The 14,666-nt window shown below is 39.7% G+C and carries 12 protein-coding genes; 6 read left to right on the top strand and 6 right to left on the bottom strand.

Annotated elements, in window-relative coordinates:
• Nucleotides 1-187: 187 nt before the first annotated feature.
• The gene (locus AC012T_RS02585; protein ID WP_487062811.1) at nucleotides 188-5,026 is read right to left on the bottom strand and encodes a GAF domain-containing protein; all 4,839 of its coding nucleotides are present in this window, start codon (nucleotides 5,024-5,026) and stop codon (nucleotides 188-190) included.
• 339 nt (nucleotides 5,027-5,365) lie between these two features.
• A complete protein-coding gene (gene sbcD, locus AC012T_RS02580; RefSeq protein WP_487062809.1) occupies nucleotides 5,366-6,604 on the bottom strand; it encodes an exonuclease subunit SbcD in 1,239 nt (412 codons plus the stop codon).
• 100 nt (nucleotides 6,605-6,704) lie between these two features.
• Here sbcD and AC012T_RS02575 point away from each other — a divergent pair, with 100 nt between their 5' ends.
• The 3 genes from AC012T_RS02575 (at nucleotide 6,705) to AC012T_RS02565 (ending at nucleotide 8,627) form a co-directional block, all read left to right on the top strand.
• Entirely contained in the window at nucleotides 6,705-7,364 is a 660-nt protein-coding gene (locus AC012T_RS02575; protein WP_487062807.1) for a GUN4 domain-containing protein, read from the top strand.
• Nucleotides 7,365-7,877: 513 nt separating this feature from the next.
• The gene (locus tag AC012T_RS02570; RefSeq protein WP_487062805.1) at nucleotides 7,878-8,228 is read left to right on the top strand and encodes a hypothetical protein; all 351 of its coding nucleotides are present in this window, start codon (nucleotides 7,878-7,880) and stop codon (nucleotides 8,226-8,228) included.
• Nucleotides 8,229-8,240: 12 nt separating this feature from the next.
• A complete protein-coding gene (locus AC012T_RS02565; RefSeq protein WP_487066416.1) occupies nucleotides 8,241-8,627 on the top strand; it encodes an HNH endonuclease in 387 nt (128 codons plus the stop codon).
• Nucleotides 8,628-8,931: 304 nt separating this feature from the next.
• Here AC012T_RS02565 and cysH read toward each other — a convergent pair whose 3' ends face one another.
• From cysH to lipB, 3 genes are all read right to left on the bottom strand, one after another.
• Nucleotides 8,932-9,636, bottom strand: a complete 705-nt coding sequence (gene cysH, locus AC012T_RS02560) for a phosphoadenosine phosphosulfate reductase (protein ID WP_487062803.1) — start codon at nucleotides 9,634-9,636, stop codon at nucleotides 8,932-8,934.
• Between the two features lie 941 nt (nucleotides 9,637-10,577).
• Entirely contained in the window at nucleotides 10,578-10,778 is a 201-nt protein-coding gene (locus AC012T_RS02555; RefSeq protein ID WP_323313788.1) for a hypothetical protein, read from the bottom strand.
• A 148-nt stretch (nucleotides 10,779-10,926) separates the two neighbouring features.
• Entirely contained in the window at nucleotides 10,927-11,616 is a 690-nt protein-coding gene (gene lipB, locus AC012T_RS02550; protein ID WP_487062801.1) for a lipoyl(octanoyl) transferase LipB, read from the bottom strand.
• Between the two features lie 148 nt (nucleotides 11,617-11,764).
• Between lipB and AC012T_RS02545 the strand changes: the two genes are divergently transcribed.
• Both AC012T_RS02545 and hpf read left to right on the top strand, forming a co-directional pair.
• On the top strand, nucleotides 11,765-11,908 hold the full coding sequence (locus AC012T_RS02545) for a hypothetical protein (RefSeq protein ID WP_487062799.1): 144 nt from the start codon (nucleotides 11,765-11,767) through the stop codon (nucleotides 11,906-11,908).
• Nucleotides 11,909-12,227: 319 nt separating this feature from the next.
• The gene (gene hpf, locus AC012T_RS02540; protein ID WP_487062797.1) at nucleotides 12,228-12,863 is read left to right on the top strand and encodes a ribosome hibernation-promoting factor, HPF/YfiA family; all 636 of its coding nucleotides are present in this window, start codon (nucleotides 12,228-12,230) and stop codon (nucleotides 12,861-12,863) included.
• An 80-nt stretch (nucleotides 12,864-12,943) separates the two neighbouring features.
• Here hpf and AC012T_RS02535 read toward each other — a convergent pair whose 3' ends face one another.
• A complete protein-coding gene (locus tag AC012T_RS02535; RefSeq protein WP_487062795.1) occupies nucleotides 12,944-13,405 on the bottom strand; it encodes a peroxiredoxin in 462 nt (153 codons plus the stop codon).
• Nucleotides 13,406-13,525: 120 nt separating this feature from the next.
• Here AC012T_RS02535 and AC012T_RS02530 point away from each other — a divergent pair, with 120 nt between their 5' ends.
• A complete protein-coding gene (locus tag AC012T_RS02530; RefSeq protein ID WP_487062793.1) occupies nucleotides 13,526-14,656 on the top strand; it encodes an acyltransferase family protein in 1,131 nt (376 codons plus the stop codon).
• The last annotated feature ends 10 nt before the right edge of the window (nucleotides 14,657-14,666 follow it).

The raw sequence follows: 14,666 nt of genomic DNA, 5'->3' as shown, positions 1-14,666 counted from the left end.
ATATAGCAGGGAACACTTCGGCAAGTTCAGTGCGTAGCAGGTAACAGAAGAGAAAAATATTCTTCTTCCTTCTTCCTTCTTCCTTCTTCCTTCTTCCTTCTTCCTTCTTCCTTCTTCCTTCTTCCTTCTGACTCCTGACTCCTGACTCCTGACTCCTGACTCCTGACTCCTGACTTCTTTTTAAGATTTACTCATCTTGGTTTAAAAGCTGTTGAATCGTGGTAGCCAGTTGTTTGAGCATAACTGGCTTAGTCAAATAATCATTTGCCCCTGCTTCTAAACATCGTTCACGATCGCCTGTCATGGCCAGCGCCGTGAGCGCAATAATCGGTATATCCCTTAGTTTAGGATCGAGGCGAATTATTTTCATAGCCTCTAGTCCATCCATTCCCGGCATTTGGATATCCATTAAAATCAAATTAGGCTGGTGAGTTTTAGCAAGGTTAACAGCTTCATGACCATCCCTGGCTAAGATAATTTGATAGCCTTTGGCTTCCAGATAGCTACAAAATGTAATAATGTTGGCTTCATTATCTTCTGCTAACAAAATCAAAGGGGTTTGGCTTTCAGCTTCCTCAGCAGTGAGGAAGTCCAATTCTAAAGTAGAGGCTGATTGATCATCTGTGGTGATTGCAGATGAAAAGGGACTACATGGTAAATCAATCATAAAGCAACTACCTACACCAAGTTCACTGGTTAGTCCCACCTGACCACCGTGGAGTTCGACAATTTGTTTCACTAATGCTAGTCCCAAGCCTGTACCGTTATACTGACGATTTAAGGAGCTATCAATTTGGACGAAGGGATGAAATAGTTTATTGATATTCTCCGGGGAGATGCCAATGCCAGTATCGCTTACGGTAATTCGCAGGAAGTCCTGCGGGGGGAAATCAGTGTTCTCTATGTTGGAGTCAAGTTGGATGATTTCTAAGGTAACGCTTCCTCCCTGTGGCGTAAATTTCACCCCATTGTTAAGCAGGTTAATTAATACCTGACGAATCCGTCGTTCATCGACGAACAGATTAGGTAGGTTTTGTGGCAGTTTAATATCTAGCTTGATGCGCTTTTTAAGTGCTTGCTGTTTGATAAATGCCAAACTGGATTGGCACAGATGAGATACAGAAATTGAAGTACAGTCGAGATTGATCTGTCCTGCTGCAATTTTGGCTAAATCCAGGATGTCATTGATCAAGTCCAGTAGATGATTACCACTATTCTCAACAGTTTTTAATGCTTTGATTTGGCGTTCGTTAATGCCACCAAAAACTTGCTCTTGCAGAGCTTCAGCCATGCCTAAAATAGCGTTCAAGGGGGTACGTAGTTCGTGACTCATGTTGGCGAGAAATTCATCCTTGAGGCGGGTAGCGCGGGCGAGTTCTTCGTTAGAAATGGCTAGTTGTTGATTGGTTTGGGTGAGCTTGATTTCTGTTTTTTGCCTTTCTGTGAGTTCTTGCTGTAATTGCTCAAAAAGATTTGCTTGCTGAATTGCGATCGCTAACTGGTTAGCAATTTGCTGAAGGAGTTGGGCTTCACAGTCTTTCCAGATGCGTTTTTCCGAGCAAGCATGAACAACCAAAACGCCCCAAAGTTTGTTATTTTCCCCAGAGGCTACCCAACGATTCTTTTCTCCATCTTGTGCCTCTTGCAAAATCGGTGCGACGATTTTCGACTGGATTTGGCCTTCGGTGGAATATTCCACCAGGCAATCTGTCCAGATATCTTGCATAACATCGGCCACAATCCGGGGTTGCCCTTGCCAGTAGTAATCAAGAATTTCTTGAGACCAGGCTTCATTATCCCAGTGACGGTTTTTGAGGGTCACTAACTCACCAGAAACTGCTTCTTCGACAATTTGGCTTCTACCGTCAGCAAAGAGACGAAAAACGATCACGCGATCGCAATTAAGCAAGTTTTGGATCTCCTGAGTCACCGTTGCTAAAATATCTTTGATATCTAACGATTCTCGAATTTTTTGCGCTATTGCCCCTAGAGAGCGCTGTTGCTGTAACTGATGCGAGATGGCTAGTTCAGCTTTTTGGCGGATAATTAATTCTGCTTGGACTTGTTGATATAAATTTGCTTGGTAAATAGCGATCGCCAACTGGCTGGCAATTTGTTGTAATAATTCGATTTCCCCCGTTGTCCACCAATAAGGCTGATCATTTTGGTACATACCTAACAGACCCCAGAGTGATTCACCTACGAAAATGGGTGTAATCACATAAGCTCTGGCTTGGAACTGTTCCAAAAGTTCAATATGACAAGGCTGTAAACCAGCCTGATAAATATCACGGACTATTAAGGTTTCGTAGTTTCGGAATCTACCTCCTTGAGTTTCTTGGAGATAAGTATCTTCCCAAATCCTTTTAACGCCAGATTCTGCAAGCTTGACCCAACCAGAAACTACAGCCTCAGTAATAAATTCACCACTCCAATCGGGTTGAAAGCGATAAATTGCTACCCGATCTACTACCAGTAATGATCTGGCCTCATTTACAGCTGTATTGAGAATGACTTCAATTTCTAGGGATTCACGAATTGCTTGGCTAAGAGTTAAAAGCAACTGTTTGTACATTGCCTCCTGTTGCAGAGAGAGTTCAGCTTCTTGACGTTCCCGCAGTGCAGCTTTTTGTTTGCTAATATCCACTATTACACAAATAGTTTGATCCTTTGATTCCGGGAGGATCGCTGCGCCAATGAGAACAGGAATTCGACTACCATCCTGACGGTAGTATGCCTTTTCCCAAGGATCAATTTCGCCATGTTTCATCAGGTGATCCATGGCGGCAAAGTCGGTCGGTATATATTCAGATGGAGTAATTGCCAACCAATTAATTGCCCCGGCATTGAAGTCATCCCTGGTGTAGCCCAGCATCTGTAAGAAACGATCATTGGTATCAATAACCCGTCCCTGAAAATCAGCAAAGATCATCCCAACTACACTAGAATCAAACACCTGGCGGAAACGAAGTTCACTATTTTGCAAGGCATTCTCGGCTTGTTTGCGTTCGGTAATATCCCGAAAGATGCCTCTTGTCGCAATCGGCTGTCCATCTTGAAGCTGACAATTGACATTTCCTTCAACAATGATTTCTCGACCATCTTTGGTCAAAAATCTGGTTTCTATGTTTAAACAGGATGCACCAGAAAATAGGGTTGCCATTGCTGCTTGACAGTGTGCAAGCTCATCGGGATGGATGATTTGGAAAATGGACAACTGCTCTAAATCGGTATCATCGTATCCCAAGGTTTCTTTCCATGACCTATTGACAAATAAAATCCGACCTGCGGAGGAAATACTCTGGATTAAATCGGTGGCATTGTCGAGGAAGTCGAGCAGTTGGGCTTCTTGTGCTTGTAGTTGGATAGTCCGCTGTTCTACCCTTGTTTCCAAGTCTTGATTCAAGCGAATTAGGTCATCCTTGGCTATTTTGCGTTGCAATTCTGCTGCTGCCCGTGCTGCAAATACTTGGAGGAGGGCGATCGCTTCTCTGTGGGTAGATTCCTGAAAGGGTTGCACATCCAGAATGCAAAGGTTGCCAATTGCATTGCCGAGATCGTCTTTTAAGGATATGCCCAAATAACTATCGGCCTGCATCGTCACCAAATCAAAATCATCAGCAAAGACTTCTTGTACTCCAGTTTTGCAGCAAAATTGTCCATCTCTGAGGGCATATTCGCACGGTGTATGAGCCGCATAGTAGGAAACTGATGGCTGTAAAGATCCATTAGCCCAGAAACCCAAGGTATGAAGTTGATCACCCACTAGTTCGGTAACGATCGCATAGCTGACATTTAAGGCTTCGGCAATATGTTGCACCAAGGCTGGAAAAAAGTCCTCTCCTGTAACAGCAGCAGTTCCTGCTACCAGTTTTTGCAATGTTAATTCAGCTTGTTGGCGTTCTCTGAGTTGTTCCTGTAATTTGTGGTGGGTGGTAGCTTGCTGAAGGGCGATCGCTAGTTGTACTGTTAACAGTTGCAATAGTTCGATTTCTGAATCTTGCCACTGACGGGGGTGCTGGCTTTCGGTAACGTTGAGAAAGCCCCACAATTCATCACCACACAGCAGCGGCATCAAAATCTTGGCACGAATCTGGAGGCGAATTAACATATCGCGGTGACAGTCTGACATTTCAGTTGTGTAGATATCAGGTACGACGCGAACCTTCCCTTGGCGATACATCTCAATTAGCTGTTGCTGAAAACATTGGTCTTGAATTTGTTTTCCTCGCAGAGACAGACCGGAGTTTGTAGACTCAGCTACAGTAATTACTTTCCCATTGGCTTCTAATTGCCAAATAGTGACGCGATCGCAATTCAGCAATTGCCGGATCTGTTCAACTGTCGTATCCAGTATTGTTTGCAAATTCAGGGATGATCGAATTTGGGTGGCAATAATTGCTACCAATTTTTCTTGCTCTGTTTTAGTCTGGAGAGCAATGCTTTGATCTGCTACTTCTTGTTCTAATTCAACTGTACGAGTTTCTAAAAGCAGTATTTTTTCTGCTTCTAAGCGCAATACTTTTTCTTCTAAGATACGATTAGATATTTGCCGTAAACTTTCATCTGTCACTAGCCCAACCACACAATCTTGCTCATTCAGGATGGGTATGTGGCGAATGTGATACTGCTGCAACAGATCAATTGTCGAAAATAAATCGCTAACAGCAGATTCGGATAGGGTGACAACTGGATAGGTCATCACATCTTGAATAACCAAATTCTCCAAGGAACGCTGCTGAGAAATCAAACGCACTACGTCGCTTGCTGTGAAAATGCCTAACAATTTACCATCTTCCATAACCAGCACGCAGCTTGATTTTGCCTCTAAATCGAGTTCATCCAGTTGCCCAGCCGTTGTTTTAACAGTATTACAGACCAACTGCATACCACTCATTTGGTCGATGCCTGCGGCCAGTATGGCGATCGCATCCATTACCGTTGTCTCCGGTTTAACTATCAGAGGATTACGGACAATGGCAGATTTCAATTCTGATTGGGTAAGTATTACGGAACGGCTAAACATTTATTTGTGTATGGGCATGGGAATGATTTAGTTCACAGTCTTACAATGGAGTTGTCACAATATTTGTTTTGAGTACCAGTCACTGAATAAAGGTTTTTCCTCTTCCCTCACACACCAGATACTGTTGGCAGTTATAGGGTTTGTGCAAAAATAGTTTTATCCAGAAAAATCCAGGAGTATAGCATCTGAACTCCTTTCAAGTTATCACCAAAAAAAAGTTGATGTAATATATTTTCTAATTTTTATACCAATTTACAAGGTGGTTATTAATGCATCAATTAATCATAAAGCTCCCTCTAAAAAAGGGTTATAATCCTGAATTTTAACTCCTAACTCTTGTTATATTAACAAAATTTCCTCATCATCTTGTAATAAAGTTTGTGCTGCTTCTAACATAGATGTAGCAAGGTCTTTTAAATCTTCCCGATTATTTAAATAAGTTTTTAACGCTTCCATCGGGTCAATACTGCTACTTGCACTTAATTCAGGAATACGCGGTTTCGCCAACTGACTAATTAACTCTGGCTGAATTGTGTATGTGTGCGTTACACTTAAAGCATTATGTATAGAAGAGTTGTCGATCAAATCTAACTGTTCTGATCGCAATTTGTAAATCAGTCGAACTACGGTATCTTCAAGATTATGTTTTGCGATCGCTTTCAATAATAACGCTTGCGGATCATCAGCCTTAGATAAATCTACCTCAATAGTACGGAAAGTACGAACCGGTAACGAGCAAAAGGACCACTCAACCCTCCCTCGTTCCAGTTCCAGCATCACATAACCCTTATCTTCCTTCTCCTCACTAAAATCCACCCTTTCAATACTTCCCGGATAAATCACCGGTGGGTCATTAGACTTATTTAAATTCTGGTGTTTATGAACGTGTCCCAAAGCCACATAATCAAAACAAGGGCGCGTCAGCAAAGATAGAGGTAAAGTAAAACCCTTACCCACAGCCAACAAACGTTCCGCCCCCAAAGTTGCATTATCCGCCATCAAATGTGCCAAAAGCACCGTTGGTACATCCGAGTCAAGTCTGCGAATTTCCCCTTCTAAAACCACTTGTAACCGTTCTGTTAACAGTTGATTAACATCCGCCATAGACAACCCCGCAGTTTCCTGACGAGTCATCAAAGTAGAACGAGTTAACCAAGGGAGAGTAATTACCTGCACCTTTCCATTACGAGTTTGGATCTGGTGAGTAGTCAATGTATCACCCACCACAAACCCTGGTACACCCAAAGTCCGGTAAATATTTAAACTTGCACCTCCCACTCCTTGGGAATGTTGATCATGATTACCCACCAACAGTACCGTCGGAATATCAGCATCAACAAGACGACGAAATTGACTAGCAAAAGCCTCTTGTACATAAGGCGGTGGCGTAGCATCAGGAAAAGCATCACCGCCAAATATCACCATATCTACAGGATCAGCTAGGGCTTGGTCAATACATAAAGACAAAGTATTGACAAAATCCTCTAATCGTGTATTTAATCCCGTAACTGGATTGATGCGTCCGTGGGAAAAACCGCTTCCCATGTGAATATCGGAAAGGTGGAGTATTTTTATCATAAATAGTTATTTGTCATTAGTTATTAGTTTAGAACTAACCGCGATTTTCAATTACCTGGATTTGTTACAATTACGGAGATATTTAAGCATACATCTTTCTATGTTACAACCAGGAAAGCCATTAAAACAACGTCCCCAATATGTAATAGAAGAAGAAATAGGTACTGGGGGTTTTGGTGTTACTTATAAAGCAAAACATAAAGATTTGAATTTTCCGGTTGTTATTAAAAATCCTAATTGTCGTTTGTGTAAAGATGCTAATTATCCTAAATATGTGGAAGGTTTTCGCAAGGAAGGAATAACATTAGCTAAAATCTCTCAAAATCATCATCCCAATATTGTCAGAATAATAGACTTTTTTGAAGAAGACAATTTACCATGTTTAGTCATGGATTTTGTTAAGGGTGAAAATTTATATCATTTAATCCAAGACAAGGGCATTTTATTAGAAAAACTTGCTATTGATTATATTAAACAAATTGCTGAAGCTTTTAAAGAAACATTGCAGTTAATGTTGTGTGTGGGAGAACGGGAAGAGGAAGGTTGGTTTGATGCTGAAAGTATTGATAATTTTCCTTGTGAAGACCTCTGCACCATTGACCAATTATGGGTAAAATACAGCAATAGTAAGTTTGGGTTTTCTGCACAGAAACGGATTTATCAAAGTTTCGGTGGAACGATAGAATATAATGAAGAAATCTGGGATAAGTTTGGGGACAATGTAGGATGGAGGAAAGGAGGGAACTGGTTGTACTACTAAAGATACAGATACAGAGATTTAATAACATTTGATATAAAAGCACCAGAAGGCCACCTCCCTTTTGAAATCGTGTATAGAATGGTGCGTGGGGCTGCGTATCCAGGACGTTCCGTGTGGTGGTCTGTCTCTTCTCTCGCATCGAGACTTGTAGATTGCAACATTTAAAGATTACAGAAAATTATTAAGTCTGAATCAGGATATCCAGGATTAAAGGATTAACAAGATGGTAATTTTTAGATGGTTTAAATTATTCACAACCAATCATTCAACAACATCCTAAAAATCCGAACTTCCCATCATAAATAATCCAATCACATTCTGAAAATCCTCAAATCCTGGACATCCTGATTCAGACATATTCTATCTTTTTTATGGAACCACGAAGAAGCGAAGGACATGAAGGTAAGAGGTTACAAAGATATTCTCTATGGGTAATTTAATCCTGTAAATCCTAAAATCCTGGATATCCTGATTCAGACAATAATAAAATAACAGATTTTAGAAAAATGCACTATGCCCAAAATTACCCTAGAAATATCAGAAGAATTATCCCAACAAATAGCACAAATAGGAATAGATGCCTTACCCGAACTACTTGCTTTAAGTCTTCAACAACCCCCTATACCAACACAAATTTATCAATATATTCTAAACTTTCTTGCTAGTAACCCCACTCCTCAACAAATAGCAGAATTTAAACCTACACCGGAAATGCAAGATAGGTTACATACTTTGCTAACACATAGTAAAGCTGGTAAACTCACACCCAGAGAATTAAAAGAACTGGATGAGTATGAACGTATTGAACACTTAATTGTCATGATTAAAGCTGGTAATTTATCTTATTTAAGTAATAACCTGTGAGTATATCCTAATATTCCCGCAGCACTTCGCAGATTAGTAGAAGAACGTGCAAACTATCAATGTGAATATTGTTTACTACCTGCAAAAGTTGCATTTTTTCCCCATGAAATTGACCATATTATTGCAGAAAAGCATGGTGGTGAAACTAATGCTGATAATTTAGCACTCACTTGTTGGCGTTGTAACCGATATAAAGGTAGTGACTTAGGTTCATTTGATCCAGAAACAGCCAATTTTAGCTTTCTATTCAACCCACGTAAACAGGAATGGAAATCACATTTTATGTTTTCAGAAGTGGTTTTAGTTGGTTTAACTCCTGAAGGAAGAACAACAGTTAAATTGTTACAAATAAACAGCGAAGACAGACTAGTTGAACGAAAAAAATTAAAGTCAAAATAGCAATGATTTTAGAATTTGGGTTCTTCGGTTCTTTTTATGGAAAACCTGATTAAAAACCATTGAAAGCCTTATTGCGTGGGCATTTCATTGAAAATATGGTTATAATTCTTGTCTCGTGAGGGTTTTATTATAAAAAATCCTTAATCACCATAAAAGAGACGCAAGAACCAGAATTTGTAGTAGTTTCTAACCGCAATTAAACAACATCCTGTAAATCTTCAAATCTTGGACATCCTGATTCTGACAAAATACCTAAATTCAGGTGCGTTACGCTGTCGCTAACACACCCTACTCTGACAACTAACTAAATGTGAATCCCACACTCAGTTTTTTCACTTCCTCTCCAACGTCCGGCGCGTTCGTCTTCACCGTCAGCTACTTTGGTGGTAATAGGTTCATCACCAATACTGGGATAACCTTGGTCATGAAGAGGATTGTAAATTACTCCATGTTCAGCGACATAAACCCAACTATCTTTCCGTGTCCAAGCTGCAATGGGATTTACTTTCAATCTTCCCAAATTATCTAATTCAAATATAGGCATATTGGCACGGGTAACGGCTTGGTCACGACGGCGACCTGTAATCCAAGCGACGGTATTTAAATCGTCCAAACCCCGTAACAGTGGTTCAATTTTTGTAACTTGGTGGAATTGGGCAATATCTTTGTCCCAAAGCGCTTCACCATATTTAGCTGTAAAGGCTTCGCGGCTGTTTACATCTGGAGTTTTATAAGTTTGCAAATCTAGATTGTAGATTTCTTTAGCTTTCGCAACCAATTCTAGCGTTTGGGGAAAGTGGAAAAGGGTATCGAGAAAAATGACGGGAACAGGATGCTTTAGTTCAGTATACAGAATATGAGTAATTACCAAGTCATCTACATTAAAAGCGCTTGTTTGGACTAGTCCCGTGGGAATATTCTCAATAGACCACGCTAGTATTTCTTTGGGAGTGGCGGTTTCAAATTGTTGATTTAATTGATCTAAGTCAAAAGCTGTGGAAACTGTCATGATCGTTTTCTAGAAAAATTTTTTTACCTTGACCAAACTTAATTTTAGCCTATCAAGGCACATATTCCTCCCGATAATTGGGTATTTATTCAGAAAAAAGGCTGAAAACCCTTACAAGTTAGTCATGGTGCTATGCCTAAGCCCATATCAATATATATAATTATATATATATTAAAATAAATTAAGCAATTTTAATTTTTACTTGTTTTTGCATAGATGTTTATATTAATCCTGTTATTCTTAACCTAAGCTCTAATAATTCAAGGATTTAACAAAATAATGAATAATACAAAATTACCAAATAGCTTGAATCAATCTATAGTTATGGGCTTTTTAATCGTTTTGACCAGTGCGGGGATCATTACAATCATGAGTGTTTTCTAATCTCAATACAGTTAATTTTAGCCAAAAAAAATTTTTATTAACCCTGTTCAAAAATGAGTAGGGTTTTTACATTTTGTTATAAATTTTGGTTCTTCAGTACCTAATATGCAAAATCTAGGCAAAAAATCCCAGAAACATTAATTTGTATAAGACAGGACTTACGCAACTGGCACATTGGTAAGGTGCGTCAGATATCAACAATCTGTTTATTTGCAAGATTTATGCAGTCTGACGCACCCTACAACAGATTTTTAGTGTGACACTTGCGTAAGTCCTATAAGAAATGATGCAGAATTTTTAACATTATTGCAAAATATTGCCTCTTTTCCCCTGTTCCCTCTTATCGACTGGTGATTTAGCATAACAAGTAGCGTAGAGCCTAAATTTTTGCGTTGTCTTTAAGGGATCAAAAAAATAGTGCTGCTTTTGGACTGTTTTTGTAAGCTAGTCTGGAGCAGGTGCTACGTGCAGCTACGCGAAACAAAGTTGTCGCTCTCAAGGCAGCAATGGGTAAATAATGCAAACCTAGTCTTATTTGCAATAAAAGCGTGGTTAGTTCATAGAAACTCCCGCAGGAACTCAAAGGGATTATCTTCCCAACATGGTTCTGGTACTAACCAAACTAATTTACTTTTGATTTCGGCTTCAATTTCATCACTGTCGTCTCTGTCGAACAATAATATCAAAGCTTCCCAGTCCCGTTCTCTGAGGGTGGTGTATGAGGAAGGGCTTACCTGTAGATTATTGGAGTAATTCACAAGCACATTTCAGTTGATGTATATAAGGAGTGAGTATATTTGCTGGCAAATGTGCATATTTTACTTTGAATACTGTGATTAAAATGTGACGTAGATCATAAAGCTTTCAAAAAGTTTTCAGCAAGTTTCTGCAATTTTTCTCCTTAAATTAAGAATATGCAGATTTTTCAAACTGAGACTCGACTAATTCTACGCCAAATACTTCAGAAAAGTAGTGGGCTACACAAAAACGTACTTCTTGACATTTGATACCGGGAATCCAGTCTGCTAAACTGCCGACAGCCTTATCAGCAATACCACAAGGGACGATACGCTCAAAGCCTTTTAGATCGGGACAAACATTTAAAGCAAAACCGTGCATAGTCACCCAACGACTGACTTTAATGCCTATGGCTGCGACTTTGTAACCTTCTAACCATACACCAGTAAAACCGGGAATGCGATCGCCTGACAATCCATAATTTGCCAAAACGCGAATTAACACTTCCTCTAGTTGACGCAAATACCAATGCAAGTCTTGACGATAACGTTGCAGATTTAAAATCGGATAACCCACCAGTTGACCAGGACAATGATAAGTTACTTCACCACCCCTTTCAACTCGATGCACATCATACTCACTTTTGTCAATATCAAATTTGATAAATTCTGAATTAGCTCCTTTACCCAGAGTGTAAACAGGGGGATGTTCTAGCAAAATGAGTACGTCATCTAGGCTGGGGTTATTGATACGTTCTTGGAGAAGCGATCGCTGCCATTGATGAGCATCTAAATATGGCATTAATCCTTGGTTATAAAAAAAACACCGATATTTTGCGGTTGCATTACTATCAATCATGCCAAAAATCAATTGGGTAAATGACTAAATATATTTAAACTTGCCAGAATAAAGTCAATAAATGTCAAGCTATGCAAAGGATTTTAAAGGAACATCAAGGGAATTAGCTATATAAACAACAAAGTGCTAATTTGAATATATAACCTCAATGGTGTTGGGAGGAATTCTCTACAATCATCATCAAGCCAAGACAATAGGAACGAATGGACTGGCTGATGGATCTTCAGAAGTTGATGACATTGATCAGGATAAAACTTTGACAAAGGCTTGTATATTGTTAAATAAAAGATGAGCAAGCCTACCAGATAAAAAAAGGAGCAACTACTGCTAGTTTTATCAAGGTTACTCTAACTAACAAGGCAGGGATAAAAAAGTCAAAACTGCTTTATTTAGAGACTTTATCGGCAGATCCAATTGTCTAGCAACCAGTTAGTAAACCGAGCAGAGTTTGGCACAGTAAATCAAGGCTAAAGGTGGTCATAAATAAAGATGCGACAGCCATACATCAAAAGCAGTTCAAAATTTGTATTAGCGGCAATGATAGACTGACCGCAATCTCTGTTCATACAAAATACATTCACATCAAATAAATATTGAGCGGGAGAGTTTACATGAAGCTTGTCATCCACGGTAAAAATATTGAAATCACCGATGCCATCCGGGAATATGTGCATCAAAAAATTGAAAAAGCAGTTAATCACTTTCAGAACATCACAAACGAGGTGGATGTCCATTTAAGTGTAGCTCGCAATCCCCGAATTAGTACCAGACAAGCTGCGGAAGTCACTATTTATGCTAATGGTAGCGTCATCCGAGCGGAGGAAAGCAGCGAAAACTTATATGCCAGTATTGACTTGGTTGCAGATAAAATAGCCCGTCAACTGCGTAAATATAAAGAACGAAGACAAGACCACAAAACCCAACCCATACCAACCAATGAGGTAGTAGCGGCAGAACCAGTAAATGACTTAATAGGCGATCGCACTCCCGAACTACCAGGAGAAGTCGTCCGCACCAAATATTTTTCCATGCCTCCCATGACCCTTGCAGAAGCACAAGAACAACTGCAACTCGTAGGACACGACTTTTATATGTTCCGTAACGCCGAAACCGGAGAAATTAACGTCATTTACGAACGTAATCATGGCGGTTTTGGAGTCATTCAACCCCGCAACGGTAACGGTCAGACCAACGGCAAAAACGGCAAAACAGCTAACGTCTCTGTACCAGAAAAATCTAAAGCCTAATTAAAACGCAAAGGAAAGCTGAGTAAAACGCAGAGAAACGCAGAGAACATACTCTGTGAACCTCTGCGTTTGAAATCCTCTTACTTTGCAGCCAACTGTTGCAAAGTTTTCAAAGTTTCCTCAACATGGCCTTTAAAATTCAACATAGAATCAAACACGTACTGCACAATTCCCTGCTGGTCAATCACATAAGTCACCCGGCCGGGGATAAAACCAAAAGCAGTAGTTGCACCGTATAGCTTCCGCACCTGATCACCTTTATCACTCAAAAGAGTAAAAGGTAAATTGTGCTTGGCTGCAAACTTCTGGTGAGACTCGCTAGAATCACCACTTACACCAATCACCTCAGCACCAACGCCTTTAAAGACTTCATACTGATCCCGAAAAGCGCAAGATTCCATAGTGCATCCTGGTGTATCGTCCTTGGGATAAAAATACAGGACAACAGCCTGTTTACCACGAAAATCTCTCAGGCTGACTGTAGAACCGTTTTGGGCGGGTAAAGAAAAATCTGGGGCTTGATCTCCAACTTTGATAGCCATATTAAAAAATTCAAACATTACTTAATAAAATTTTACCTTGTAACCTAGTCTATAAATTTTCCTTGATAAGGTGCATTGGGCAGGGTAGGGTAGATAGTCATCAAAGACAAAATTCTGCCCATGCGCCTGACTTCACTCGATGTTTTTCGCGGTATCACCATTGCCGGTATGATTCTCGTCAATATGGTGGGAGTCGCAGACGATAAATATTCCCTTCTAGATCATGCTGAATGGAACGGTTGTACACCCACAGATTTAGTATTTCCTTTTTTTCTGTTCATTGTTGGTGTAGCAATGACTTTCTCATTATCAAAATACACCGCAGATAATAAACCTACCAAAGCAGTTTACTTACGTATCCTGCGCCGTGCAGCAATTCTCTTTATTTTAGGGTTACTACTTAACGGTTTTTGGAATAAAGGTGTTTGGACTTTTGATTTAAGTAGCATCCGCTTAATGGGGGTATTACAACGTATTAGCCTTTCCTACCTGTTCGCATCTTTAATAGTTTTAAAATTACCCCGCAAAAGTCAATGGATAGTAGCAGGGGTATTACTAATTGGTTATTGGTTAACAATGATGTATATTCCCGTTTCCGAATATGGTGCAGGAGTGCTGACACGAGAAGGTAATTTCGGTGCATTTATTGACAGGTTAATTATTCCCAAAGCGCAGTTATATAAAGGTGACGGGTTTAATTTTCTGGGAGATCCAGAAGGATTATATAGTACCATTCCCGCCATAGTTAGCGTTTTGGCTGGTTATTTTACTGGAGAATGGATAAAAGATAAAAAACAAGCTAATTCACAAACCAGCATGGATTTAGTTTTATTTGGTTTGTGTTGCTTGGTAATTGGGATTATTTGGGATGTAGCATTTCCCATTAATAAGAAATTATGGACAAGTTCTTATGTTGTATTTACCACTGGTTGGGCATTAATGTTATTAGCTGCTTGTTATGAAATGATAGAAGTGAGGGTAATAAAACGCTGGAGTAAACCATTTGAGATTATGGGCTTAAATGCGATCGCACTTTTTGTTGCATCTGTCTTGTTAATCAAAATCACAGCAAAAACCCAAATTGGCACAGGTGAAACCGCCATCAGCATCTACAATTGGATTTATCAAAATATCTTTGCATCTTGGGCGGGAAATTTCAACGGCTCATTTTTATTTGGGGTTGTCACCGTGTTCTTTTGGTACGGTGTTGCTGTTTTGATGTATCAGAAACGCTGGTTTATTAAAGTGTAAATAAAACCTT

Source organism: Anabaena sp. EIM26, from assembly GCF_057568715.1.
The sequence above is the reverse complement of the archived record's forward strand: the minus strand, read 5'-3'. Positions and strand labels throughout refer to the sequence as shown.

Excerpts from the sequence above, each read along its gene's own strand:
- AC012T_RS02585 (WP_487062811.1), bottom strand. The coding sequence starts at position 5,026 with ATGTTTAGCCGTTCCGTAATACTTACCCAATCAGAATTGAAATCTGCC.
- sbcD (WP_487062809.1), bottom strand. The coding sequence starts at position 6,604 with ATGATAAAAATACTCCACCTTTCCGATATTCACATGGGAAGCGGTTTT.
- AC012T_RS02575 (WP_487062807.1), top strand. The coding sequence starts at position 6,705 with ATGTTACAACCAGGAAAGCCATTAAAACAACGTCCCCAATATGTAATA.
- AC012T_RS02570 (WP_487062805.1), top strand. The coding sequence starts at position 7,878 with ATGCCCAAAATTACCCTAGAAATATCAGAAGAATTATCCCAACAAATA.
- cysH (WP_487062803.1), bottom strand. The coding sequence starts at position 9,636 with ATGACAGTTTCCACAGCTTTTGACTTAGATCAATTAAATCAACAATTT.
- lipB (WP_487062801.1), bottom strand. The coding sequence starts at position 11,616 with ATGATTGATAGTAATGCAACCGCAAAATATCGGTGTTTTTTTTATAAC.
- AC012T_RS02545 (WP_487062799.1), top strand. The coding sequence starts at position 11,765 with ATGGTGTTGGGAGGAATTCTCTACAATCATCATCAAGCCAAGACAATA.
- hpf (WP_487062797.1), top strand. The coding sequence starts at position 12,228 with ATGAAGCTTGTCATCCACGGTAAAAATATTGAAATCACCGATGCCATC.
- AC012T_RS02535 (WP_487062795.1), bottom strand. The coding sequence starts at position 13,405 with ATGGCTATCAAAGTTGGAGATCAAGCCCCAGATTTTTCTTTACCCGCC.
- AC012T_RS02530 (WP_487062793.1), top strand. The coding sequence starts at position 13,526 with ATGCGCCTGACTTCACTCGATGTTTTTCGCGGTATCACCATTGCCGGT.